22 protein-coding genes, 7 tRNA genes and 1 rRNA gene are annotated in these 23,954 nt (G+C 41.6%); 26 read left to right on the top strand and 4 right to left on the bottom strand.

What is annotated here, in order from left to right; all coding sequences use genetic code 11:
- The 15 genes from CTY48_RS05505 to rsmI form a co-directional block, all read left to right on the top strand.
- Nucleotides 1–142 (top strand): 23S ribosomal RNA (locus CTY48_RS05505); the annotation flags it as partial.
- 145 nt (nucleotides 143–287) lie between these two features.
- Nucleotides 288–361: transfer RNA gene (locus tag CTY48_RS05500), tRNA-Asp, on the top strand.
- A 29-nt stretch (nucleotides 362–390) separates the two neighbouring features.
- Nucleotides 391–463: transfer RNA gene (locus CTY48_RS05495), tRNA-Val, on the top strand.
- Between the two features lie 22 nt (nucleotides 464–485).
- Nucleotides 486–558: transfer RNA gene (locus tag CTY48_RS05490), tRNA-Thr, on the top strand.
- 43 nt (nucleotides 559–601) lie between these two features.
- Nucleotides 602–683 (top strand) — tRNA-Tyr (locus CTY48_RS05485).
- Nucleotides 684–710: 27 nt separating this feature from the next.
- A tRNA-Met gene (locus CTY48_RS05480) sits at nucleotides 711–784 on the top strand.
- A gap of 22 nt (nucleotides 785–806) precedes the next feature.
- Nucleotides 807–879: transfer RNA gene (locus CTY48_RS05475), tRNA-Phe, on the top strand.
- A gap of 6 nt (nucleotides 880–885) precedes the next feature.
- Nucleotides 886–958 (top strand) — tRNA-Lys (locus CTY48_RS05470).
- Nucleotides 959–1,118: 160 nt separating this feature from the next.
- On the top strand, nucleotides 1,119–2,561 hold the full coding sequence (locus CTY48_RS05465; RefSeq protein ID WP_099467487.1) for an aminotransferase class I/II-fold pyridoxal phosphate-dependent enzyme: 1,443 nt from the start codon (nucleotides 1,119–1,121) through the stop codon (nucleotides 2,559–2,561).
- Nucleotides 2,562–2,632: 71 nt separating this feature from the next.
- Nucleotides 2,633–3,223 (top strand): nucleoside/nucleotide kinase family protein, encoded by a 591-nt coding sequence (locus tag CTY48_RS05460; protein WP_099467486.1) that lies wholly within the window; start codon nucleotides 2,633–2,635, stop codon nucleotides 3,221–3,223.
- 41 nt (nucleotides 3,224–3,264) lie between these two features.
- Nucleotides 3,265–3,705: a YaaR family protein gene (locus tag CTY48_RS05455; protein WP_099467485.1), complete on the top strand. Its 441-nt coding sequence runs from the start codon at nucleotides 3,265–3,267 to the stop codon at nucleotides 3,703–3,705.
- Between the two features lie 20 nt (nucleotides 3,706–3,725).
- A complete protein-coding gene (gene holB / locus CTY48_RS05450) occupies nucleotides 3,726–4,715 on the top strand; it encodes a DNA polymerase III subunit delta' (protein ID WP_099467484.1) in 990 nt (329 codons plus the stop codon).
- 41 nt (nucleotides 4,716–4,756) lie between these two features.
- Nucleotides 4,757–5,665, top strand: coding sequence for a PSP1 domain-containing protein (locus tag CTY48_RS05445; protein ID WP_099467483.1), 909 nt, complete (start codon nucleotides 4,757–4,759; stop codon nucleotides 5,663–5,665).
- Nucleotides 5,655–6,392 (top strand): tRNA1(Val) (adenine(37)-N6)-methyltransferase, encoded by a 738-nt coding sequence (locus CTY48_RS05440; protein WP_099467482.1) that lies wholly within the window; start codon nucleotides 5,655–5,657, stop codon nucleotides 6,390–6,392. Before CTY48_RS05445 ends, CTY48_RS05440 begins: the two co-directional genes overlap by 11 nt.
- Before the next feature lie 63 nt (nucleotides 6,393–6,455).
- Nucleotides 6,456–7,298 carry a 16S rRNA (cytidine(1402)-2'-O)-methyltransferase gene (gene rsmI / locus CTY48_RS05435; RefSeq protein ID WP_099467529.1) on the top strand — a complete coding sequence of 281 codons (843 nt, stop codon included), beginning with the start codon at nucleotides 6,456–6,458 and terminating at the stop codon, nucleotides 7,296–7,298.
- 92 nt (nucleotides 7,299–7,390) lie between these two features.
- On the opposite strand, the gene CTY48_RS05430 is transcribed toward rsmI, so the two are convergent.
- From CTY48_RS05430 to motA, 3 genes are all read right to left on the bottom strand, one after another.
- The gene (locus CTY48_RS05430; protein ID WP_099467481.1) at nucleotides 7,391–9,145 is read right to left on the bottom strand and encodes an ATP-dependent metallopeptidase FtsH/Yme1/Tma family protein; all 1,755 of its coding nucleotides are present in this window, start codon (nucleotides 9,143–9,145) and stop codon (nucleotides 7,391–7,393) included.
- 192 nt (nucleotides 9,146–9,337) lie between these two features.
- Nucleotides 9,338–10,177: a flagellar motor protein MotB gene (locus CTY48_RS05425; protein WP_099467480.1), complete on the bottom strand. Its 840-nt coding sequence runs from the start codon at nucleotides 10,175–10,177 to the stop codon at nucleotides 9,338–9,340.
- A 12-nt stretch (nucleotides 10,178–10,189) separates the two neighbouring features.
- Nucleotides 10,190–10,975, bottom strand: coding sequence for a flagellar motor stator protein MotA (gene motA, locus CTY48_RS05420; RefSeq protein WP_099467479.1), 786 nt, complete (start codon nucleotides 10,973–10,975; stop codon nucleotides 10,190–10,192).
- A gap of 180 nt (nucleotides 10,976–11,155) precedes the next feature.
- Here motA and CTY48_RS05415 point away from each other — a divergent pair, with 180 nt between their 5' ends.
- The 3 genes from CTY48_RS05415 to CTY48_RS05405 all read left to right on the top strand — a co-directional run bounded on the left by CTY48_RS05415 (nucleotide 11,156) and on the right by CTY48_RS05405 (nucleotide 12,826).
- On the top strand, nucleotides 11,156–11,734 hold the full coding sequence (locus CTY48_RS05415) for a nucleoside recognition protein (RefSeq protein WP_099467478.1): 579 nt from the start codon (nucleotides 11,156–11,158) through the stop codon (nucleotides 11,732–11,734).
- Entirely contained in the window at nucleotides 11,731–12,255 is a 525-nt protein-coding gene (locus CTY48_RS05410; protein WP_099467477.1) for a spore maturation protein, read from the top strand. The genes CTY48_RS05415 and CTY48_RS05410 overlap by 4 nt, the downstream gene beginning before the upstream one ends.
- A 133-nt stretch (nucleotides 12,256–12,388) precedes the next feature.
- Complete coding sequence (locus tag CTY48_RS05405) at nucleotides 12,389–12,826, top strand: MarR family winged helix-turn-helix transcriptional regulator (protein WP_236354738.1); 438 nt, start codon at nucleotides 12,389–12,391, stop codon at nucleotides 12,824–12,826.
- Here the strand turns inward: CTY48_RS05405 and CTY48_RS05400 are convergent.
- On the bottom strand, nucleotides 12,810–14,585 hold the full coding sequence (locus CTY48_RS05400; RefSeq protein WP_099467476.1) for a DUF885 domain-containing protein: 1,776 nt from the start codon (nucleotides 14,583–14,585) through the stop codon (nucleotides 12,810–12,812). The genes CTY48_RS05405 and CTY48_RS05400 overlap by 17 nt on opposite strands.
- A gap of 217 nt (nucleotides 14,586–14,802) precedes the next feature.
- On the opposite strand from CTY48_RS05400, the gene CTY48_RS05395 reads away from it, so the two are divergent.
- The 8 genes from CTY48_RS05395 to metG all read left to right on the top strand — a co-directional run bounded on the left by CTY48_RS05395 (nucleotide 14,803) and on the right by metG (nucleotide 23,950).
- Nucleotides 14,803–15,624, top strand: coding sequence for an AraC family transcriptional regulator (locus tag CTY48_RS05395; RefSeq protein ID WP_180272642.1), 822 nt, complete (start codon nucleotides 14,803–14,805; stop codon nucleotides 15,622–15,624).
- Between the two features lie 82 nt (nucleotides 15,625–15,706).
- On the top strand, nucleotides 15,707–16,633 hold the full coding sequence (locus tag CTY48_RS05390; protein ID WP_180272641.1) for an ABC transporter substrate-binding protein: 927 nt from the start codon (nucleotides 15,707–15,709) through the stop codon (nucleotides 16,631–16,633).
- Entirely contained in the window at nucleotides 16,630–17,658 is a 1,029-nt protein-coding gene (locus CTY48_RS05385; RefSeq protein ID WP_099467473.1) for a FecCD family ABC transporter permease, read from the top strand. Before CTY48_RS05390 ends, CTY48_RS05385 begins: the two co-directional genes overlap by 4 nt.
- Complete coding sequence (locus CTY48_RS05380; protein WP_099467472.1) at nucleotides 17,658–18,698, top strand: FecCD family ABC transporter permease; 1,041 nt, start codon at nucleotides 17,658–17,660, stop codon at nucleotides 18,696–18,698. Before CTY48_RS05385 ends, CTY48_RS05380 begins: the two co-directional genes overlap by 1 nt.
- Nucleotides 18,699–18,705: 7 nt before the next feature.
- Nucleotides 18,706–19,497: an ABC transporter ATP-binding protein gene (locus tag CTY48_RS05375; RefSeq protein ID WP_331463142.1), complete on the top strand. Its 792-nt coding sequence runs from the start codon at nucleotides 18,706–18,708 to the stop codon at nucleotides 19,495–19,497.
- A 234-nt stretch (nucleotides 19,498–19,731) separates the two neighbouring features.
- Nucleotides 19,732–20,871 (top strand): M20/M25/M40 family metallo-hydrolase, encoded by a 1,140-nt coding sequence (locus CTY48_RS05370; protein WP_099467471.1) that lies wholly within the window; start codon nucleotides 19,732–19,734, stop codon nucleotides 20,869–20,871.
- Nucleotides 20,872–20,874: 3 nt separating this feature from the next.
- Complete coding sequence (locus CTY48_RS05365; protein ID WP_099467470.1) at nucleotides 20,875–21,492, top strand: peptidase C39; 618 nt, start codon at nucleotides 20,875–20,877, stop codon at nucleotides 21,490–21,492.
- 469 nt (nucleotides 21,493–21,961) lie between these two features.
- Nucleotides 21,962–23,950 (top strand): methionine--tRNA ligase, encoded by a 1,989-nt coding sequence (metG, locus tag CTY48_RS05360; RefSeq protein ID WP_268876704.1) that lies wholly within the window; start codon nucleotides 21,962–21,964, stop codon nucleotides 23,948–23,950.
- Nucleotides 23,951–23,954 lie beyond the last annotated feature (4 nt).

Here is a 23,954-nt window from a genome sequence, read left to right as displayed (position 1 = left end):
AGCGTGAAGCCCCCCTCAAGATGAGATATCCCATAGCGTAAGCTAGTAAGACCCCTTGAAGAGTACAAGGTAGATAGGACAGAGGTGGAAGTGCAGCAATGTATGGAGCTGACTGTTACTAATCGGTCGAGGGCATGACCATAAGCACTTAGCAATTGACGAGCGAAGCGAAGGCAGAGCTTAGTGCGTTGGTCGTTCGATAGAGTGAAACGAAATCGAACTTCCTTAGTGTCTCTTATTGAATTATTCGAATTCTATATACAGTTTTGAAGGTATAAACCTTTATTGGCCCGATGGCTCAGTTGGTTAGAGCGCCGCCCTGTCACGGCGGAGGTCGTGGGTTCGAGTCCCATTCGGGTCGTTTTTAACTAAATATTGTTTTTTACCCATGGGATCTTAGCTCAGCTGGGAGAGCATCTGCCTTACAAGCAGAGGGTCACAGGTTCGAGCCCTGTAGGTCCCATTTTTGTTATCTATTTTTCTGCGCCGACGTGGCTCAATTGGCAGAGCAGCTGATTTGTAATCAGCAGGTTATCGGTTCGAGTCCGATCGTCGGCTTAAGTTTAGCACTTGTTTAAAAGAAGAAGTGTTAAATTTTTATGGATGGATTCCCGAGCGGCCAAAGGGGGCAGACTGTAAATCTGTTGTCTACGACTTCGAAGGTTCGAATCCTTCTCCATCCATTTTATCACAAAATTATATATTATTACCGCGGGGTGGAGCAGTCTGGAAGCTCGTCGGGCTCATAACCCGAAGGTCGTAGGTTCAAATCCTGCCCCCGCAATTTTTAACTGAATAGGTTAAATGCCCAGATAGCTCAGTCGGTAGAGCAGAGGACTGAAAATCCTCGTGTCGCTGGTTCGATTCCGGCTCTGGGCATTAAATGGGATATTAGCTCAGTTGGTAGAGCACTTGACTTTTAATCAAGTTGTCCGGGGTTCGAATCCCCGATGTCTCACTGCAAAGACTGTATATTACAAAATGAACTTGGATGCAGTTTTTTTATTTATATTAAAATATTACGGAAGTGTTGAAAAATCAGCACTTCCTATTTTTATATTTAAGCATAGGACATTTTATGATATACTTATTTAGAAAAATTGGAAAGGAGAAGAAAAATGAATTTGTATGAGCAATTAAAAAAATATAGCAATTCTGATTACTATCCTTTTCATATGCCCGGGCATAAAAGAAACCGTGAAATAGATTTTGTGAATCCCTTCAGCCTTGATATTACGGAAATTGACGGGTTTGATAATTTACATCACAGTGAGGGAATTTTGCTGGACGCGCAGAAAAAGGCGGCACAGCTTTATAAATCTGAGGAATCTTATTTTTTGGTAAACGGGACAACTGCCGGTATATTGAGTGCTGTTTCTGCCTGTACAACAAAAGGTGGAACTGTATTAATGGCACGCAATTGTCATAAGGCAGTATATAATGCAGTTTTCCTCAATGAATTGAAAAATATTTATATTTATCCACAAAAAATGGGAAAATATAGTGTAAATTGTGGATTAAATACTCAAAATATAAAACAATTGTTGATAAAAAACAAAAATATTCAAGCAGTTATCATAACATCTCCTACCTATGACGGGATTGTATCAGATGTTGAGGCAATTGCAAAGGAGGTTCATAAGTTTCATATTCCTCTTATTGTAGATGAGGCACATGGCGCACATTTTGGATTTCACCCCTACTTTCCCGAAAACTCAAACAGTAAGGGAGCAGATATCGTTATCCACAGTGTTCATAAAACGCTGCCTTCTTTGACGCAGACGGCAATTATGCATGTAAACGGAAACAGAGTAGATAGAGATAAATTAAAAAGATATTTGTCAATTTATCAGACAAGCAGTCCATCTTATGTGCTGATGGCAAGTATTGATTCTTGTGTTGAATTGATTAAGCAAAAAGGCGAACAACTATTTTCTTCCTATGCAGATAACCTTTCATTTTTGAGAAATGGGATATCCGATTTAAAAAAAATAAAGATGGTCGAAGAAAATATAGTCGGCAATAATGATATTTATGATTTGGACCGCTCTAAGTTAATCTTATCAGTGAAAAATACCGATATATCAGGTAAGGAATTATATTCTCGCTTATTAAATAACTATCATTTACAGCTAGAGATGGCGGCAGGTGATTATGCATTAGCTATGACCTCCGTTATGGATACAGAGGCAGGATACCAACGTCTTATTCAGGCTTTACATGAGATTGACGATGAAGTAAATGAGAGACAAGATAAGGAAGAAATTACGCTAGCTTCGGAGGCGGAGATAGGTACTGCGATAGATTATGAAGCAAAAGTGTGTATGACAATAACGAAGGCACAAAATGAAGAGAAAGCTGACTGTGAGCTTAAAGATGCCGAGGGAAAAATAGCAGCGGAATACGTTTACTTATATCCGCCAGGTATTCCTTTGATTGCGCCGGGAGAGCAGATTACAGGAAAGCTTGTTGAACAGGTTCACAAATACGCTGACATGGGACTTTCCATAGAGGGTATGAAGGACAGCTCAAATAGAAAGATTCAGGTAGTTCGTTTATGATACAAAAGTAGGAGCGAACTCAAGATTAAAAATAGATAACAAGATGAATATTCAAAGGAAAATGTGGAAAAATGGGTAAAATATTTTATATTATGGGTAAAAGTTCCTCTGGCAAGGACACAATATATAAAAAAATACTAGGTGATGATAAGCTGAAGCTGAAAAGTGTTTTGATGTATACGACAAGACCGATTCGAGAGGGAGAAACAAATGGAAAAGAGTACATTTTTGTAGATGATTCAGAATTTGAACGGTTGGAGAAGGACGGAAAGGTAATTGAAGTCAGGGCATATAATACGGTCTATGGAATTTGGAGATATTTTACGGCAAAGGATTCTCAGATTAATCTGGAAACCGAAAATTACCTGATGATAGGCACAATTGAATCCTATCTCAAGACAAAGGAATATTACGGGGAGGAATCAATCGTACCGATTTATATTGAAGTGGAGGATGGGCTTCGTTTAGAGAGAGCACTTAAGCGTGAGAAAGGGCAGACCTTTCCCAAATATGAGGAAATGTGCAGAAGATTTCTGGCGGATCAGCAGGATTTTTCCGAGGAGAAATTAGTGGAAGCCGGAATCGGAAAAAGGTTTCAAAATGAAGGCTTACTGGATTGTATACAGGAAGTTTCTGATTATATAAACAAGGTTGTAAAATGAAAAATCTTTATGTATAATATAGATAAGAAAGAGGTGAGAATGTGAATCTAAAGGTTAATGAAAGTTCATCTGCGGCGGCGATTGACAATACAAGAAAAATTCAACAGACCGACAGCAGTTTTAAATTTACTTTAATCAGCAGCATACAGGAAAAAGACTTACAGGACAAGCTAAGCGGATTGATGCAGCAAATAAGCGAGCAGGGTGATAAGCTTGCGAAGCATATGGATATTCGTGATATGAAGACATACCGGGGTCTGGTAAAGGAATTTATGAACGAAGTAGTAAGCCGTTCACATGAATTCTCAAGAGAAAACTTTCTGGACAGACGCGGACGTCACAGAGTGTACGGAATCGTCAGACTGATAGATGAAAATTTAGATGAGCTTGCAAAGGAATTGATGCGCGATGAAAAGGACCATCTGAATATACTGAACAAGATAGATGAAATAAAAGGATTGTTATTGGATATAGTCACATAATAATAGATTGGAGTACAATAATGTCTGGATTTAAAAACATAATAGGTCATACACAAATTATAGAACATTTAAAAAGTGCGATTAAACTTGATAAGATTTCACATGCCTATATTTTTAATGGGGAAGCGGGTTCCGGAAAGAGAATGCTGGCTTCTGCATTTGCCATGACGCTCCAGTGTGAGACAGGAAATGACGAGCCTTGCGGAAAGTGTCAGTCTTGCATTCAGGCAGTGAATCAAAATCATCCGGATATTATTTGGGTATCTCACGAGAAGCCGGGAAGTATCGGTGTTGATGATATCAGAGTACAGCTTAACAATGATATCGGAATAAAGCCCTACAGCGGCAAATATAAGATATACATTATAAACGAGGCGGACAAGCTTACCGTTCAAGCACAGAATGCCCTTCTAAAGACATTGGAGGAGCCGCCTGCCTATGCAATTATTATACTTCTGACAATGAATCATGAAGCACTGCTTTCTACTATTTTATCCAGATGTATTACGCTCAATCTAAAGTTTGTCGAGGATGAGCTGATTCGAAAATATTTGATGGAGGTTCAGGAAGTTCCTGATTATAAAGCGGATATCAGTGTTGCATTTGCGCAGGGGAATGTGGGGAAAGCCATTAAGCTGGGTTCCACACAGGATTTTGATGAGCTTAGAGATGATACCTTTTCCATGCTCCGCAATATGGATGATATGGAGATGTATGAGGTAATTGAATATATTAAGAAAATAGCTGAAAATAAGTTAAATATAGAAGATTATCTGGATTTAATTATTATGTGGTTTCGTGATGTTCTTTTATTTAAAGCGACAAATGATATAAATAGTCTGGTTTTTAAAGAAAGTATATCAGATATTAAAAAACAGGCAAATAAAAGGTCTTACAACGGTATTGAGAATATTATCAATGCCATCGAAAAAGCTAAGGTTCGACTAAATGCAAATGTTAATTTTGAATTGGTAATGGAACTTTTGCTGTTAACTATCAAGGAAAACTAAAAGAGATAGGGATGGAATAGGATAACACGGAAGGAGTTAGGATGACAAAAATAATTGGTGTCAGATTTAGAGCTGCGGGAAAAATTTATTTTTTTGACCCAAAGAATTTTGATATAAATGCAGGAGAGCATGTGATTGTTGAAACTGCAAGAGGAGTGGAGTACGGAGCTGTTGTAATAGGTCCGAGGGAGGTTGAGGATTCAAAGGTGGTACAGCCTCTGAAAGAGGTAATGAGAGTTGCAACCCCGGAGGATGATGAAGTTGAGACAAGCAACAAGGCAAAAGAGAAGGAAGCTTTTCGTATCTGCCTTGAAAAAATAAAAAAACATGGGCTTGAGATGAAGCTGATTGACGCAGAGTACACATTTGATAATAACAAGGTATTGTTTTACTTTACAGCGGACGGCAGAATTGATTTCCGCGAGCTTGTAAAGGATTTAGCGGCAGTTTTCAAGACAAGAATTGAGCTTCGCCAGATCGGTGTCAGAGATGAGACAAAGATTTTAGGAGGTATCGGCATTTGCGGAAGAAGTCTTTGCTGCCATACACATTTGTCTGAGTTTGCACCTGTTTCCATTAAAATGGCGAAGGAGCAGAATTTATCTTTGAATCCGACGAAGATTTCAGGTGTTTGCGGAAGACTTATGTGCTGCCTCAAGAATGAAGAGGAAACATATGAGGATTTAAACAGCCGGCTTCCGAATGTTGGTGACTTTGTGACAACGGATGACAGCCTAAAGGGCGAGGTTCAGAGTGTAAACGTATTGAGACAGCTTGTTAAGGTAATTGTTACGTTGAATGACGAGAAGGAAATCCGGGAATATAAGGTAGATCAATTGAGATTTAAGCCGAAGAAGAGAAAAGAAAAAATTGATCTGTGCGATGCAGAGCTTAGGCAATTAGAAATGTTAGAGAAAAACGAAGGGAAATCTAAGCTAAATGACAATTAAGCTGAATGAAAATGAAAGGCTGGATGAGCTTCACAGAAATGGTTATTCAATTATACAGAATCCGGAAAAGTTTTGTTTTGGAATGGATGCGGTTCTGTTGTCGGGATATGCAAAGGTAAAAAAGGGTGAGAGGGCATTGGATTTAGGAACCGGCACAGGAATTATTCCCATTTTACTTGAGGCGAAAACCGATGGAGAGCATTTTACAGGCCTTGAAATTCAGGAAGAGAGTGCGGATATGGCAAGAAGAAGTGTGTCATATAACCGCCTGGATGAAAAAATTGATATTGTCACCGGAGATATAAAGGGAGCCTCAAAAATTTTTGGGGCTGCCTCTTTTGATGTTGTTACGACAAACCCGCCTTATATGACAAACAGCCACGGGCTTGTCAATCCTGATGAACCAAAGGCGATTGCAAGGCATGAGATATGCTGCAGCCTGGAGGATGTGATTCGGGAGGGCTCAAAGCTTTTGAAGGTAAACGGAAGATTCTATATGGTACATAGACCGTTTCGACTGGTGGAGATTATGACGACGCTGGTCAAATACAAGCTGGAACCAAAGAGGATGAAGCTGGTATATCCTTATGTGGATAAAGAGCCGAATATGGTGTTAATTGAAGCTTTAAAGGGCGGTAAATCGAGGATAACGGTGGAAGCTCCGCTTATTGTCTATAAGGAGCAGGGTAAGTATACGGATGAGATTTATGATATATATGGCTATTGAGAAGACTGTTAATGACATCAGAGATAGCCGGAGTATATAAGAATGCTGCGGACGGAGGATATTATGTCAGGAAAATTATATTTGTGTGCAACTCCGATTGGTAATCTGGAGGATATTACTTTCCGTGTTGTGAGAACATTGAAGGAAGTTGACTTGATTGCAGCGGAGGATACAAGAAACAGTATTAAGCTGTTAAACCATTTTGAGATAAAAACGCCTATGACAAGCTACCATGAGTTTAATAAATATGACAAAGCAAAGTATCTGGTTGATAAAATGCTTGCAGGGGAAAATATCGCTTTGATAACGGATGCGGGAACACCGGGAATTTCAGATCCGGGTGAGGAGCTGGTCAAGGTATGTTACGAAAATAATGTGGAGGTTACTTCTCTGCCGGGAGCAGCAGCTTGCATCACAGCGTTGACATTGTCCGGGCTTTCCACAAGACGCTTTTGCTTTGAGGCATTCTTGCCTGCGGATAAGAAAGAAAAGGCACTTATATTGGAGGAACTGAAAACTGAGACGAGGACAATTATCTGCTATGAAGCACCTCATCGCCTGGTAAAGACTTTGGAGGAGCTATACGAGTCGCTTGGGGACAGAAGAGTTACGATTTGCCGTGAGCTGACGAAAAAGCATGAGACAGCATTTGTCACAACACTTACTGAGGCGCTGGAGTATTACAGGGAAAATGCGCCGAAGGGTGAGTGTGTCATCGTGATAGAAGGAATCAGCTTTGCAGAAATAGAAGCGGAAAGCAGAGAAAAATGGAACGAAATGTCCATAGAGAAGCACATGGAATATTATGTAAACCAAGGAATTGATAAAAAGGAAGCAATGAAGCTGGTGGCAAAAGATAGAGGAATCTCAAAGAGAGATGTGTATGGTGCTTTGCTTAAACTATAAATAGAGAGGATTGCAGTGCGGCTTAGAAATAAACCGATGGCAATCCTCTCTATTATTATATTCCAGTATAAAAGCAATAAATTAAAATTCTTTTATGCGCAAATTCGTTCAATATCGGCTGCATTTAAAGATTCCTTTTCCAGTAATTCAAGTGTAATCTGTTCAAGAAGATTCAAGTTGTCCTTAAGAAGCTGCCTTGTCTCGTCGTACAGGACGTTAGTAAACTCCCTGCATTTTTGAATTAATTGGCTGTCAGATTCGTAATCAAGGCAGGATAAGCTGAATAGGCCAAGCTCCGAATCCATTCCGAATTTATTCATATAGTCAAGTGTCATGCGGGATGCCTTCTGGATATCATTGCTGGCACCGGTTGTCACCTCGTCACTGCCAAAAATCAATTCCTCGGCAGCTCGCCCTGCAAGAAGGGTTTGTATGGTTGCCTTAATCTGCCTCTGGTTTTGATATAAGGTATCCTTTGGAATTGTCAGATTAAAGCCGCCTGCGCCGCTTACGCTTGGAATGATTGTAACTTTGGATATATAGTTTTCAGGGAGAAGCAGCTTTGTTGCCAGCGCATGGCCTGCCTCGTGGTATGCCGTAATTTTTAAGTCGCGGCTTGTGATGTAGGAGCGGTCGGTCTTTGGAGCACCCGCTATAACCGTGTAAAATGCCTTTTCTATGTGTTCATTTGATATTGCTGAATGTTTTTCATTAGCGGCATAAATCGCTGCCTCATTGAGGAGATTTTCAAGCATGGCACCGCTGAAATAAACGGTAGATTTGGATAATGCATTTAAATCTACATCATCAGCAATTGGTTTTGTCTTGGCATGAAGCGCCAGTATTTTTCTTCTGGAATTTACGTCAGGAAGCCCTATTTCAATCTGTCTGTCAAAACGTCCCGGACGAAGAAGTGCATCATCCAAGGTGTCAAGACGGTTTGTGGCACCAATCACGACAATTCCGGAATTTTCATGGAAGCCGGACATCTCTGTGAGAAGTGCATTTAAGGTCTGATCGCGCTCATCATTGCTGCTGGAAGCACTTTTTCCTCTCTTTTTTCCAATCGCATCAATCTCATCAATAAAAATAACAGCCTTTTCACTCTTTTTTGCCTTCTGAAATAAGCTTCGGATACGGCTTGCACCTACCCCTACATACATTTGAACGAAATCAGAGCCGCTCATTGCATAGAAGGGAACGTCAGCCTCGCCTGCCACTGCCTTTGCAAGAAGAGTCTTACCTGTGCCGGGAGGACCATACAAAAGAACACCCTTTGGCATTCTCGCGCCTACGGTTGAATATTTCTCTGGTTCTTTAATAAAGCTGATAACATCCTCAAGCATGGACTTTGCCTCTACATTGCCCGCTACCGAATTTAAATTAACGAAGGAGTTTTTGCTTTTCTTCTTAGCTGCATTGCTAGTCATGGCTGTTTTCTTCATAACAAGTGAGTCCGACTGCAAATTCATCTTATTTCCATAACGAACATACCAAAAACCGCCTGCGGCACCGAGCACACCGATAATAAGAAGCAAATTAAGCGGAAGTATGCCTGTATTTTCATATTGGACAGTAATATCTTGAAGAAGTAAATACTCCGTAAAATTTTCTGTCTTTGGATTTGGGACAAGATAAACCGAGTCCGGTGTTGCTGTAAGTTTGGCTTCAAATGTATTGTCATCATTTGTGAAGGTGACTTCTGTTACCTCTTTGCCTTCAACGGCAGTTAAAAAGTCAGGATAAGACATTTGTATGCTTGTTGGCTTCTGACTTTGAATACCGATGAAAATGGCGGCAAGAATAAGGAAAACAGAAGCGAGTATGAGAATATATTTCTTTTTCAATCTTTGACCTCCAAATAATATTGTTTTACATGTATAAAATAATTGTAACGCGTTTTATACATGGTTTCCATCGATAATTTATGGTAAGGAAGTTAAAAAGTGGCTATTAAAGCAATAAAAAGCTGCTATCATACAGAACAAACTTATAAATTAAGTCGCTCTGCATAATAGCAGCTAAGTATGTTAACACTTCTATTGCGCTGTGGATGAACCGTTAAGCTGATTCTCCAAACTATTGTATTTCTCGCTTAGAATGATAATATCAATTCGTCTGTTCTGGGCTCTGCCCTCTGCGGTTGAGTTATCAGAAATCGGTCTGTACTCACCGTAGCCTACCGCTACAAGCTTTTCAGGATTAATATCACATTTTGCAATAAATAATTTAACTACGCTGGCAGCTCTCGCTGAAGATAATTCCCAGTTGGAAGGGTAAATAGAATTACTGATTGGAATGTTATCAGTATGACCCTCAATACGGATATAATTATCCAATGCATTAATTGTATTAGCAATCTGAAGAAGAGTATCTTCATTTGCAAGCTTAATTTCAGCACTTCCTGAATCAAAGAGAATGGCATTGTCGAGACTGATAATAAGTCCTCTGTCATCGATGTAGGTAGAAACGGATGTGCTTACCCCATCTTCCTCAAACATGGTATCCAAGGTAGTCTGTACTTCCTCGAGATTATCAAGCTCGCTCTGTCCGAGTCCGGTACCTTCCCCTTCGTTTTGATTTTCTGTATCTGAATTTCCGCCCTCTGTCAGAGTCTGTTCACCGTCAGAACCATCCGGATAGAGAGGAAGCGGAGAAGTACCGTTGTTTTCAAATACGCCGCTGCCTTCAAATCCAGCGGTAGTCATAGTGCTACGAAATGCCTCTGCCATTTCAGAAGATTTCGCCTGATCTACCTTGCTAACAGCGAAGAGAACAATAAAAACGGCTAACAGCAAGGTCATTAAATCAGAATAGGGTAACAGCCAAGCTTCACCATTTTCTTCTTCATGGTGCTGTTTTTTCTTCTTTTTAGCCATCTTGGTCCCCTCCTATTCGTGACTTAATTCTTCTAATACTTTATCCTGCTCAGACTGAGGTAATACAGAGATAAGCTTGTCCTGTACCATAATAGGAGAATCACCCTTTTGAATGGATAATAAGCCTTCAATTGCCATACCCTTCAGTAACACCTCATCCTGACTCTTTACTTTTAATTTTGTTGCAAACGGATTCCATAATACGTAACCGGTAAAGATACCAAGGATTGTTGCCATAAAGGCAGCCGCGATTGCCTCTGACATGGCAGCTGTATCATCAATATGTGCCATAGCCGCAATAAGTCCGAACACGGCACCAAGTACACCCAGAGTAGGGGCATACATACCTGCGGATGAAAAAATGCTCGCATTTGTACGATGTCTTTCTTCTATTGCTTCTATTTCAGTTCCTAAAACGTCTACTATGTATTCTTCACTCATACCGTCGACAACCATACGAATTCCTTTTCGAATAAAAGGATCTTCAATCTCGTTGGCTTTTACTTCGAGAGATAAGAGACCATCTTTTCTTGCTTCTGTTGCAAGCTCCATCATAAGCTTAATAAGTTCAACTTCTCCCCCAGTTTTTTGCGTTGTAAAAAGAATTCTGAATAATGCACCTATATTCTTCAAATTTTTGCCCGGAAAGGAATTTAAAACAGTAGCTACAGTTCCGACAAAAATAACAAAGAATGCCGCCGGATTTAAAAAGATATCGAAGCTGAGATGCTTAAAATACATGGCGCCAACTACCGCAATAATACCGGTAAGTACGCCAAGAAGTGTTGTAATTTCCATAAACTTTTTCTCCTTATTCTTTTGAATATAACTTCCACTTGTACAATTATAACACGTCATTTGTCAAATAGAAATAGAGAGAAATTACTAAAAATACATAAAACACATATAAAATCCTAACAATTTAGTTATAATTCGTATATTATCGGCATAATATACTAAAAAATGGTGTGTGGTTTTATGCTTAATTACTTATGGGGAGCCATGATTCTGATTGGAATTGTATATGGTGCTTTTAATGGTACAATGCCGGAAATTACAGCAGCCGCACTTGATTCCGCCAAGGAAGCCGTGGAGCTTTGTATTACGATGGTGGGTATCATGGGTGTGTGGGTAGGTCTGATGAGAATTGCGGAGGTGTCGGGCATTATAAAGGCGGCAACAGACAAGATAAAGCCGTTTGTGGACTTCATGTTTCCGAATATTCCAAAGAATCACAAGGCGAGAGAGTATATCACGACGAATATCATCGCTAATATTTTAGGACTTGGATGGGCGGCAACGCCGGCGGGACTTATGGCAATGGAGAGCCTAAAGGAGTTAAATCATGAGAATGAAAAGGCAAGTGTCGAAATGTGTACTTTTTTGATTATTAACATTTCATCCTTGCAGCTCATACCGATTAATATCATTGCCTACCGGAGTCAGTACGGTTCGGTAAATCCTTCTATCATCACGGCGCCTACCATTGTGGCGACCACGATATCAACTATTGTAGGTATTATCTTTGCAAAATTTATGGCGGTGAGACATCAATGAAAGTACTGATTTTTTTATCTAATTATATTATGCCCCTTATGATATTTTACATTGTAGGTTTCGGGCTTTTGATGAAAAAAAATATCTACGATGAATTTATCTCAGGGGCAAAGGACGGGTTTAAAACCGTTCTCAATATTATGCCGACGCTCATCGGATTGATGATGGGCGTGGGCATATTGCGGGCATCCGGCTTCCTGAATTTTTTGGCGGGATTGGTGGGAGGTCTTACGAGTTATCTCCAATTTCCGTCGGAGCTTGTGCCTCTTGCGATTGTGCGCCTGTTCTCCTCTTCCGCTGCGACAGGGCTTGCACTTGATTTATTTAAGGAATATGGTACTGATTCCTACATAGGTCTGACGGCTTCCATTATGATGGGCTGCACAGAGACGGTATTTTACACAATGAGCGTTTATTTTATGGCGGCAAAGGTTACAAAGACAAGGTGGACGCTTGCAGGTGCACTCCTATCCACAATTACGGGAGTAATATTATCGGCTATTTTGGCACGAATGATGTAGGGAGACAAAAGAGATTACACCGTTTAGCTTTATGGTGTGCGGTAACAAATAATGTAAAAAAATAGGCAGGATATTGTGAAAAAGTCGCAAATATTGTATAATGTGGATATCCTAAGAGAAAGTTGGTGACGTCGTGGATATCTACAATAGCTTTAATGAAATATTAGTGAATCTCTTTAATGATATCATGGATATTGAAGAAAAAGCATTGATTACAGAGGAATTCAAGGATATTACTGGCAATGATATGCATATCATAGATGCAATCGGCATTGGAAGTCCGAGAAATATGTCCGCGGTTGCCAAAAAAATGTCGGTGACGGTTGGTACGCTGACCATTGCCATAAACAGCCTTGTAAAGAAAAATTATGTAGAGCGTGTAAGAAGTGAAGAGGACAGGCGTGTTGTTTTGCTGTCCTTGTCAGCAAAAGGAAAAAAGGCATATCACCATCACCAGAAGTTTCACGATGATATGATTAAGGCTACCGTGAAGGGTCTTACCAAGGAGGAAACCCTGATTCTGGTAAAGGCGATTACAAATATGACCGATTTTTTCAAAAATTATCATTAATCCAATTATTCATGTATTTTTCAATAATTGAAAAAGGTGCAGGTCCTGTATCTAATAGGAACTGATGAAAATCTTTTAAGGAAAAGTCACTGCCCAGAGCATTCTTGGCAGTCTTTTTTAATTCCATAAATTCCAAATAGCCGATGCAGTATTTTAAATAGTTAGCCGGCTCTGAGAGAATGGCACAGTAAACATCGGACACAGTATCCTCATTTTCAATTCCGTAATCTGCCAGATAGTCCGCTGTATCCTTTAAGGTCCAGCCGTCATAGTGAATTCCGATATCCATATTGGCGTACAGGTAGAGGGTTATGGCGTTATTGAGCTGCAAAACCTTTGCCAGATTCGAATCGATATCAGCCAATTGGTAAGAATACATCTCCACGTAGGTTGCCCAGCCCTCGGAATAGCCGCTGTAGTTGAGAAGGTTGCGGATTGGATCGGTGTTGTTATAGTTAAAATAAATATTTTGGTACAGATGTCCGGGATAGCCCTCATGTGCAAGCGTCGTGTACAAATCAATTTTGGAATAATTATTTTCAGGATTGATGTAGATAGAGTTGTCGGCGATGTTGTCAATGGGCGGTGTCAGATAAAATGCAGGGCTTAGGTGTTTTGACAGGGAGGAATCCACATACTTTACCGTGTAATTCGCATCGGGAGGTGTCGGAAAATCAGTGGATATTTTCAATTTTAAATCCTCCAGTATAAGAGCGGGGTCCGTCAAATCAAAGCTGTAGCTGTCGGAGGCAGTGAGAATAGTCGGGTCCTCGGCAGCAATTTGCGCCATCTGGGTTAAATCATTTTTCATGTAGGCATTTAGAAGTTTTTTTAATTCAAAAATAGATTTGGATGAGCCGGTGCTGCTTTGAACGAGATATTCATAGTAACGCTGTCCGTTTTCAAAATAGCAAAGCCCCTGGGAATTGACGCAGGTGCCTGCCAAATCGGTGAGCCCCTCAATTAAAATATGGTAAGCAGGTATGACATCGCTGTATAAAATGGATTTATTTTGCAGCTTGTAATTGGATTTTGCAGAATCGCTTAAGGCGGAAAGTTCATCAACGCGGCTGTTAAACGTGGTGAGCAAATAGTTTTGCTCGGGTTCTGCAATAAAATCATTACACTGATCGATAATCTGTGCGGCAACTTCATCAGACATAAAAAGCCCTATGTCGGATTTTCTCTTTTCGAAACTAAGGATAGAGCTGTAATAGTCGTCCATTTTGGTGAGAAGGGTTAGGTAGTCAATGACGTCTTGCTCGGAGTGAAAGCTGTATTCCGCTAAAAGAATCGGAAGCTGCGCCTGCGTGCCTGTGGTGGGACTCAGAACTTCAGAATAGTAGGTTAAGTCCCAATTTTCTAAGGTGCTGGAGTAATAGTCATACAATAGATCATAGGTGAGCTGCTGATTCTTGCTCAGCTCATTGTAGGGAAAGGTTTGCAGCTCTTTTATGTACTCCTCTAGGGACGCCTCATTTTCCAAAAGGCTCTGCTCTGAAAAATCTCCGAAGGTAATCGGGTATTCTTCAATGGCATAATTTTCGGGATTTTGGAGGGTATAATGGAGAGACAAGGTATTTTCCGTCACTTCGGTCTGAAACAGCCTTGTCGTAAATTCCTGAAAAGAGGCTTGTGTGGACTCCATACTGGCGGTTTGATGAATTACATTTTGCAGAGAGGCAAAATAAAGAGCGACGGCGACGCCAAAGAGCGCGCAGCAGAAAAGCCCAAGATATTTTTTACATTTATGTAGCATGATGACTCCGGTTATTATCGTTATTATAATATATAAAGGAATGGGATGAGATATGCCTAACAGTTAGGCCATGCAGAAATATTTAAATAGTTGCATTTGATGGTGAGCCGCACAGGTAATCGGAAGAGGAAGATATCCTTGAAAACCATGCTAAAATAGAGTATTATATAATGGTTAGTTATGGCTAACTGTTATGTTGACTAGGAGGTGTAAAGTCATGGATATACAGAAACTGTCTAATTTTTATAATCATTCTGCTGTTGTTGTCAACAACGTGTATCGAGTGCAGCATGAGCCTGGTTTTCGTTATGCCGGTCCTACAATTGAAGAAGACTATGGTTTGGTATTTACTTTATCCGGTGAAGGAAAAATGCAATTTAACGATGCCAAAGGAATAGCATCAAATAATACAGTATTTCATGGAGGACCTGACTGCTGGCATGATTATGCTACTGTGGGTGAAAATAAATGGGATATTATCATTATAGCTTACGATATTATTGGCTCACACAGTAATGATATGCCGGGTGGATATTACTTAAATACTTATCAAACGCCGGCGATAAAGAAATTACTTGTCCAATTGTACAGGACACAAGAAATAGATAAAAATATACGTCGGTTACGGGCAAATAGTACATTTTATAATATACTCTCTGAAATGCTTTCTAATTCAATGGATGATCAGAATATTGAAGCGTGCGACTTGTATAGCCGGGTTTCTGCATATATCGAGGACCACTGCACACAGGATTTAGATATTCTTTCTATTGCAAGGCAGTTTGGTATTAAGGAGAACAGACTTTATTATGTGTTTCGTAAGTTCTCTGATGTGGGACCGGCAGGTCATTTGAATAATTGCAGGATGAAGCAGGCAGCAGAACTTTTAAAGACCGGCGGATTAACCGTAGAAGATGTTGCACTGACGGTGGGATACTCCGATGGATTTAGTTTCAGTAAACAGTTTAAGAAAAAATACGGTATTGCGCCAAGCTTTTTTCAAAAAATGTGCGATTCACGTAATGGATATGTAGTTTAATGATTTGAACATTCAAATATGCATATAGTTTTGCTAAACTAACACACGGTTAGACAAAACAAACTACATGGAGGTTTTTATTATGAAAAAAGCGATTGCTTTATTGTTTTCACTTATAATGATTACCGGCATACTCGCCGGTTGTTCCACTTCTGATTCTCAATCAGAAAATACAGAAGCCGCGGCTACAAAAGAGTATACCGATTTGGCGGGCAGAACGGTAGAAATTCCGGTTCAGCCTCAACGGATTGTTGCTGTTAATATGGCGGGTGAGTTGATTGCGTTGGGAATCAAACCGCTGGGAGTGGCGGATGGCTGGCTTCAATATTTGGACGATGAGCAGAAAGAGGGAATCGAATCCATAGGTGCGGTAGGCAGCCTTAATCTAGAAAAGATTATCGAACTCAATCCGGACTTGATTATTACACCTCAAAAGGTGACCGATGATGAGACGCTGGCAGCTCTGGAAAAAATCGCACCGACAGTTGTAGGTCCTTTTTTTGGCGACGCATTGGAAAACATACAGACAATAGGAGAGATTACAGGCAGGACGGACGAAGCGCAGGCATGGCTTGAAGAGTTTGACAACAAGCTGGCTGGGATTAAGGAATCTCTTAGCAATGTGGTGAAAGAAGGGGAGACAGCCATGGTGATTCAGTTCTCTCAAAAAAACATGTATACTTATCCTTCCAGCACCTTTCCTACAGTATATCAATATCTTGGATTAAGCGTTCCTTCTGAGGATATCTCTAATTTAACAAGTGCTATGCAGTTATCCCTTGAAATTCTGCCGGAATATGACCCGGATTACATATTTGTTATCAAACAAACCGAAGAGGATGATGCATTTGTGCAGGAAACCTTTGAGAACTCAGTGTGGAAGCAATTATCAGCCGTAAAAAATGAAAATGTTTACGTGCTCGGTTCTCGTTTATCATCGGGTGATGTTTTGTCCATAGAATGGTCTTTGGATGAGATTCAAAGTCTTATGGGAGCAGTATCTAAATGAACGAATATTCGGTTCAAATAAAGGAAAAAAGCCGCATTTGGGCAGCGTGGCTGATTATAGCCGGAGGGTCCGGTCTTCTTGTTCTGTTGATGGCATTTTCTATTACCAAGGGTGCAGCGGAAATACCGCTGCCCGTGGTATGGAATGCCTTATTCCATTTTAATGCAGACAACACACAGCATCTCATTGTGGTAGATTTAAGACTGCCCCGTGTGCTTGCCAGCGCCCTTGTGGGTGCGGCATTTGCTGTGTCAGGAGCTATTATGCAGGGGATGACCCGCAATCCAATGGCGGATTCGGGTTTGATGGGCCTCAATGCCGGAGCGGGATTTATGCTGTCAATCTGTTTTGCATTTTTTCCCGGCATGAGTTATATGCAGATTATCCTATTTTCTTTTTTAGGTGCGGCATTGGGTGCAGGATTAGTCAATAGTATTGCTTCTTTCCGACGTGACGGTGCTGCACCTATGCGGCTGGTTCTGGCGGGTGCTGCGGTCAGCGCATTTTTAATGGCACTCAGCCAGGGCATCGCCCTGTACTTTAATGTGGCACAGGATATCATGTTTTGGACAGCCGGCGGTGTGGCAGGATCTAACTGGCAGCAGGTCAAAATTATGACGCCGTGGATTGCGGGAGCACTTTTGGGGTCGATCTTTCTTTCACGCTCCATCTCCCTCTTAAGTCTGGGTGAAGAGGTGGCAAAAGGTTTGGGATTGAATACGGCGTTAATCAATGTGTTATGCTCTGTCATCGTACTGGTTCTGGCAGGAGCATCCGTATCCGTTGTGGGCGCAGTAGGCTTTGTGGGTCTGGTTGTTCCGCACCTTGCGCGTTTTCTTGTAGGAGTGGACTATCGTTGGATTATCCCGGTCTCCGCCGTACTGGGAGCGCTTCTGGTGGTGGTGGCGGATATGGGAGCAAGAACACTGAACCCGCCTTTTGAAACTCCAATCGGCGCTTTGATTGCTCTTGTGGGTATTCCTTTTTTCCTTTATTTAGCACGCAAGCAAAGGAGGGCACTGTGATGACAATCCAACAGCAGAAAAATGAAGAATATAAACAAAAAATTGTACTGCGCAACACGGCTGTAATAATCAGTTGCGCCGTGCTGCTTCTCATTTCGTTTATCATCAGCATGAATACCGGCTATACAAAGCTTTCTCCCCAAGATACGCTGCGCACGCTTTTTGGCGGCGGAAGTGTAAAAGAAAATCTAATTTTATTTGAACTCAGGCTTCCCCGTATTGTAGTTTCCCTTCTTGTGGGAGCAGGACTTTCCCTTTCCGGATGCATCATTCAGGGTGTATCCCAAAATGCTCTGGCAGACCCGGGATTGCTTGGTATCAACGCAGGCGCGGGAATGATGGTCATATTATATGTGTTATTCTTTGGAACACAGTCCTTTCTTTCTATTTTTACCCTGCCGTTTTTGGCTCTTTCCGGCGCAGGAGTGACAGCAGTTATTATCTATGCAATTTCCCACAAAAAAAGTGAGGGTATTGCACCCATGCGCCTAATTCTCACAGGCATTGCGATACAGGCGGGGATTTCCGCGCTGACCACTGTGCTGGTCGTAAAGCTGGACGAAACACAGTACAACTTTGTCGCTTCGTGGCAGGCAGGGAGTATTTGGGGGAGTAACTGGAACTTTGTGCTTGCGTTGCTGCCATGGTTGCTAATATTGATTCCTTATGTGCTGGCAAAATCCCGTGTGCTGGATGTGCTGAACCTTGGGGATGATGTGGCGTGCAGCCTAGGTGCCTCGGTGGAGCGTGAACGGCGCAGCTTGCTGGCTGTGGCTGTTGCACTGGCTGCCTGTTGCGTGGCAGTAAGCGGCAGTATCAGCTTTGTCGGGCTAATTGCACCCCATATGGCAAGGAAGTTAGTGGGACCGAAACATACTATTTTAGTCCCTGTCTGTGGGCTGACAGGCGCTGTATTGGTTTTGGCTGCTGATACCATTGCCCGGGTGATAGTACAGCCTTTGGAAATCCCCACCGGCATCATGGTGAGTATTATAGGGGCTCCGTACTTCTTCTTCCTGCTGGCAAAGAGCAGGAGGTAACGAAAGGATGATAAAGATGAACAGCATTACAACAGAAAACTTATCCATTGCCTACGAGAATTATCTTGTGGTCGATGATTTAGATATGCAAATTCCTCAAGGCAAAATAACGACCATCATTGGCCCCAACGGCTGTGGAAAATCTACGGTACTCAAGGCAATTGGGCGTATATTGAAACCGAAAAATGGAATGGTGTACTTAAACGGAGATGATATTTATAATTTACCTACCAAGGAGGTGGCGCGAAGGATGGCGGTATTGCCTCAGTCTCCGCAGGCTCCCTCCGGGCTGACGGTGAATGAGTTGGTAGCCTATGGGAGATTTCCCCACCAGCACGGCTTTGGAAAGCTGAAAAATGAGGATAAAAAAATCATAAGTTGGGCATTGGAGGTCACAAAACTTACAGAGCTTGAAACCAAGGCGATTGATAATCTGTCCGGCGGTCAGCGCCAGCGGGTGTGGATTGCCATGGCATTGGCTCAGCAGACAGACTTGATTCTCTTGGACGAGCCGACCACTTATCTCGATTTATCCTATCAGTTGGAAGTACTGGAGTTATTATACCGTTTGAACAGAGAGCAGGGGCACACTATTGTGATGGTACTCCACGATCTGAATCTTGCCACACGTTTTGCCGATTATATGATTGCCGTCCGCGCTGGGAAAATCGTTAAGCACGGCACGCCTGAGGAGGTTATGACCCCTCAGGTACTCCGCCAAACCTTCCACATTGATGCAGAGATTGTGAGAGAGCCCCGCACAGGCCGTCCGGTCTGTATTTCCTATGATCTTATATAAGTGCGGACCTGAGTAAATAAAATGAAGATTAATACATAGTTCAAACGAGTGGAATTCAACTCGCTCGGGAGCAAAGTGTGAGCAACGCTCACACTTTTTTTAAATTCCTTGTAATTGTAGTATAATAGGAATATCATGGTTGAAAATACCCATTGACAAACGAGAAAAGTAAGGGTATGATAGTCAAAAAAGTAATTCATATATGAATAGTATGAAAATAAAGGCGGTGTAAAAATGAGCGAGAAAATAAACGATTATCAAGTAAATATAGAAAGGCTGACAGAACAATTTAAAAAGCTGGTAAGTATTGATTCGGTATCCTTTCAGGAACGGGAAATGGCAGATTATTTAAGGGAGCAGTTTGAGCAGTTGGGCTTTGAGGTCATGGAGGATGAGGCAGGAAAGCATTACCAATCCGACACAGGTAATCTTTTTGCTTTTAAAAAGGGAAATATAGAGGGAGCACCTATTTTATTTTCCTCACATATGGACACGGTCATGCCGGGCTTCCATAAAAAGGCAATCATACAGGAGGACGGTACCATCACCAGCGATGGAACAACAGTGCTCGGAGCGGATGATGTATCGGGAATTGCCGCGATTTTGGAGGCGGTCCGCATACTTGAGGAAAACAATGCACGACACCGCGATATCGAAGTATTTCTTCCGATTGCCGAGGAGGTATACTTGAAGGGAAGCGAGGTATTTGACCCAAGTATCATTAAGGCAAAAGAAGCTTATGTGCTTGATTTGTGCGGTCCGATCGGAACGGCGGCATTGCAGGCGCCAACCTTGATTGCGTTTACCCTTGAAGTAATCGGAAAGGCTTCTCACGCGGGCTTTGCACCGGAAGAGGGAATTAATGCGATTCGGGCAGCAGCTCAGGTGATTGGCCAGGTAAATCAAGGGCAGGTGGATTCTGAGACAACAGTAAATCTTGGAACCATTGAAGGAGGAACCGCTACCAATATTGTTTCCGATTATTGCAAAATAAGAGGAGAAATCAGAAGCTACCGCCATGAGAAGGCTAAGGAGCAGCTAAACGAAATAGAGCAGATTGCAGCTAAGGTGACGAAAGAGATGGGAGCTTCCTATCGCTTAGAAAAAAGAATAGAATGCTATGCCTATGAGACGGATAAGGAGAGTCTTGTCGTGAGAAGATATCAGAAGGCTTGTGAAGAGCTTGAGATTCCGGTAACTTTGACAAAAACTTTTGGTGGAAGTGACAACAATAATCTGGTAAAATACGGAATGAACGGAATTGTGATTGCCTGCGGTATGGAGCAGGTACATTCCTGCAAGGAATATACAACGGTTGATGCCTTGGTAAAGAGCACCAACGTTATACGAAAGCTGATGGAAAGCGAGGAATAGGAAATGAAAAATCCTCTTAGTTATCAATCAACAGAATATGATTGCGGGCCGACCACAATCTTAAACGGCATAAATTATTTATTTCCTAGGGAGGAAATATACCCGGATGTGGTAAAGACAATTATGCAATATTGCTTAGACAGCTACAATGACAAGGGAGAGGCCTACAAAAACGGCACGACCGGTATGGCGATGATGTTTCTGTCAAGTTGGTTGAACCATTTTGGGGAGGTAAAGAGCTGGCCGATTCTCTGTGAGATGGTGACAGGAAGGGAGGTTTACCTCGGACAAAACAGCCGCATTGCAGAGTGTTTGCAGCAGGGAGGCGTTGTAGTTGTAAGAGTGATGCTTGGCTGCTGGCACTACATGCTTTTGACCGGTATGGATGACAAGTATGTATATGCCTTTGATCCTTATTATCGGAAAAATCCCTTTAAGGAAAAGGGAATTAAGATGGTGACGGATTCCCCTAAGAAAATGAATCGTAAAATTTTGCATTCGATTTTAAACGGTGAAGGTGATGGAAATTATGAGCTTGGTAAGCTGCATCAAAGAGAATGTGTATTAATGTATAAGACACAGACCAGAAAGACGGTTGATGATATTGAGTATGTGATTTAAGTGCGTAAAGGAAAGCCATGAAAAGTTTGCAAATTAAACTTTCCATGGCTTTCATAATTAATAGTTGTTTCATTTCGACAAAAACATTAAACCCCTTGACATCTTAATTTTACTGTGATAACTTAAAAGATACAAAGAAAACACTGTGACGAAGAGAGTAAATTTGTAATTCATTTTACAGAGAAATCCCAATACGCTGAGAGGGATACTTGAATGCATTTTGAAGATGGCTTCTGAGTGGCGTACCGAGCGGCTTTGCCGTTAGGCTGCGACAGGGATTCGCCTGTTATAGCGAAAGAGTATAAGGGATTCCCTAGTACTTAATGAGGTCTGTTTTGCGAGAAACAGATAAAGAGAAGTGGTAACGCGATGAATAGTCGTCTTCTGTGTAAATACATGAAGACGGCTTTTTTTATTTCATAGGAAAGTTCTTCGAACTTCCTATAAGATAAAAAATTATTTATGTGCTGTGCACATTCTCTATCAAAGAAAGCGAGGAAATAAAATGGATAAGAAAAAATATTACATGACAACGGCGATTGCCTACACATCGGGTAAGCCTCATATCGGCAACACATACGAAATCGTATTGGCGGACAGCATTGCGCGCTTCAAACGCTTCGAGGGTTATGATGTGTTTTTCCAGACCGGTACCGATGAGCATGGACAGAAAATTGAAGCAAAGGCACAGGAGGCAGGCGTTACCCCACAGGAATTCGTGGATGGCGTGGCTGATCAGATTAAGGGAATCTGGGATTTGATGAATACTTCCTATGATAAATTTGTGAGAACAACCGACGAATATCATGAAAAACAAGTGCAGAAAATGTTCAAAAAATTATACGAGCAGGGCGATATTTACAAGGGACATTATGAAGGAATGTACTGTACACCTTGTGAATCATTCTTTACAGCGTCCCAGCTTACAGACGGAAAATGTCCGGACTGCGGCAGCGAGTGCAAGCCTGCCAAGGAGGAGGCATACTTCCTGAAATTGAGCAATTATACCGACCGTTTGATTGAGCATATCAACACCCATCCTGAATTTATTCAGCCGGAATCACGAAAAAATGAGATGATGAACAATTTCCTAATTCCGGGACTTCAGGACTTATGTGTATCCAGAACATCCTTTAAGTGGGGAATACCGGTGGATTTTGATGATAAGCATGTGGTATATGTATGGCTTGATGCGTTAAGCAACTATGTTACCGGAATCGGCTATGATGCGGATGGAAACCATGACGAGCGTTTCGTAAAAAATTGGCCTGCCGAGCTGCATCTGATTGGAAAAGATATTCTTCGTTTCCACACAATTTACTGGCCGATTATGCTGATGGCACTCGATTTGCCGCTTCCGAAGCAGATATTCGGTCACCCTTGGCTGTTGCAGGGAGAAGGTAAAATGAGTAAATCCAAAGGAAATGTTATCTATGCTGACAATCTGGTTAAAATATTCGGTGTGGATGCCGTGAGATATTTTGTACTCCATGAAATGCCGTTTGAAAACGACGGAATTATGTCATGGGAGCTGCTTGTGGAGAGAATCAATTCTGATCTTGCAAACACTCTTGGAAACTTAGTAAACAGAACCATTTCTATGTCAAATAAATACTTTGACGGAACGGTAAACAACTCAGGTGTGACAGAACCAGTTGACGAAGAATTAAAGGCACTTGCGCTGGAGACATCGAAGAAGGTTCAGGCAAAAATGGAGAAGCTTAGAGTGGCGGATGCCATTTCTGAGATATTTACACTGTTTAAACGATGTAACAAATATATTGATGAGACAATTCCTTGGGCGCTGGCAAAGGATGAAGAGAAAAAGGCTCGTCTGGAAACCGTACTTTACAACCTGATTGAAGGCATCACAATCGGAGCTTCCCTTCTGGCATCCTTTATGCCGGAAACAGCGGAAAAGATTTTGGCGCAGTTAAATACGAAGGCAAGAACGATTGAGGAGCTTGAAAGCTATGGCTTATATCCGTCAGGAAACAAGGTGACAGATAAACCGGAAATCCTGTTTGCAAGACTTGATTTGGAGGAAGTTCTGGCAAAGGCAGAGGAACAAAGGCAAGCTGAGGCAACACCGGAAGAGGCAGACAGCGAAGGCATTGATATCGAGGCAAAGCCGGAGATTACTTATGATGATTTTGCAAAGCTGCAATTTCAGGTTGGTGAGATTATTGCCTGTGAAGAGGTAAAGAAATCCAAGAAATTACTTTGCTCCCAGGTAAAGGTAGGAAGCCAAGTAAGACAGATTGTATCAGGAATTAAGGCAAATTATACACCGGAGCAGATGGTAGGAAAGAAGGTTATGGTGGTAACAAACCTAAAGCCTGCAAAGCTTGCGGGAATTCTTTCAGAAGGAATGCTCTTGTGTGCTGAGGATGCAGAAGGAAACTTAAGCCTCATGGTACCGGAAAAGGATATGCCGGCAGGAGCAGAAATCTGCTAATGGA

Origin of the sequence: Konateibacter massiliensis, from assembly GCF_900184995.1 — a bacterium.
Taxonomy (GTDB): Bacteria; Bacillota; Clostridia; order Lachnospirales; family Lachnospiraceae; genus Lachnotalea; species Lachnotalea massiliensis.
The sequence above is the reverse complement of the archived record's forward strand: the minus strand, read 5'-3'. Positions and strand labels throughout refer to the sequence as shown.

What these genes read in the sequence shown, in the direction of transcription:
- rsmI (WP_099467529.1), top strand. Translation starts at nt 6,456, where the DNA reads ATGTCAGGAAAATTATATTTGTGTGCAACTCCGATTGGTAATCTGGAG.
- holB (WP_099467484.1), top strand. Translation starts at nt 3,726, where the DNA reads ATGTCTGGATTTAAAAACATAATAGGTCATACACAAATTATAGAACAT.
- CTY48_RS05395 (WP_180272642.1), top strand. Translation starts at nt 14,803, where the DNA reads ATGGATATACAGAAACTGTCTAATTTTTATAATCATTCTGCTGTTGTT.
- CTY48_RS05440 (WP_099467482.1), top strand. Translation starts at nt 5,655, where the DNA reads ATGACAATTAAGCTGAATGAAAATGAAAGGCTGGATGAGCTTCACAGA.
- CTY48_RS05410 (WP_099467477.1), top strand. Translation starts at nt 11,731, where the DNA reads ATGAAAGTACTGATTTTTTTATCTAATTATATTATGCCCCTTATGATA.
- CTY48_RS05365 (WP_099467470.1), top strand. Translation starts at nt 20,875, where the DNA reads ATGAAAAATCCTCTTAGTTATCAATCAACAGAATATGATTGCGGGCCG.
- CTY48_RS05445 (WP_099467483.1), top strand. Translation starts at nt 4,757, where the DNA reads ATGACAAAAATAATTGGTGTCAGATTTAGAGCTGCGGGAAAAATTTAT.
- CTY48_RS05400 (WP_099467476.1), bottom strand. Translation starts at nt 14,585, where the DNA reads ATGCTACATAAATGTAAAAAATATCTTGGGCTTTTCTGCTGCGCGCTC.
- CTY48_RS05415 (WP_099467478.1), top strand. Translation starts at nt 11,156, where the DNA reads ATGCTTAATTACTTATGGGGAGCCATGATTCTGATTGGAATTGTATAT.
- CTY48_RS05375 (WP_331463142.1), top strand. Translation starts at nt 18,706, where the DNA reads ATGATAAAGATGAACAGCATTACAACAGAAAACTTATCCATTGCCTAC.
- CTY48_RS05390 (WP_180272641.1), top strand. Translation starts at nt 15,707, where the DNA reads ATGAAAAAAGCGATTGCTTTATTGTTTTCACTTATAATGATTACCGGC.
- CTY48_RS05380 (WP_099467472.1), top strand. Translation starts at nt 17,658, where the DNA reads ATGACAATCCAACAGCAGAAAAATGAAGAATATAAACAAAAAATTGTA.
- CTY48_RS05370 (WP_099467471.1), top strand. Translation starts at nt 19,732, where the DNA reads ATGAGCGAGAAAATAAACGATTATCAAGTAAATATAGAAAGGCTGACA.
- CTY48_RS05425 (WP_099467480.1), bottom strand. Translation starts at nt 10,177, where the DNA reads ATGGCTAAAAAGAAGAAAAAACAGCACCATGAAGAAGAAAATGGTGAA.
- motA (WP_099467479.1), bottom strand. Translation starts at nt 10,975, where the DNA reads ATGGAAATTACAACACTTCTTGGCGTACTTACCGGTATTATTGCGGTA.
- CTY48_RS05460 (WP_099467486.1), top strand. Translation starts at nt 2,633, where the DNA reads ATGGGTAAAATATTTTATATTATGGGTAAAAGTTCCTCTGGCAAGGAC.
- CTY48_RS05385 (WP_099467473.1), top strand. Translation starts at nt 16,630, where the DNA reads ATGAACGAATATTCGGTTCAAATAAAGGAAAAAAGCCGCATTTGGGCA.
- CTY48_RS05465 (WP_099467487.1), top strand. Translation starts at nt 1,119, where the DNA reads ATGAATTTGTATGAGCAATTAAAAAAATATAGCAATTCTGATTACTAT.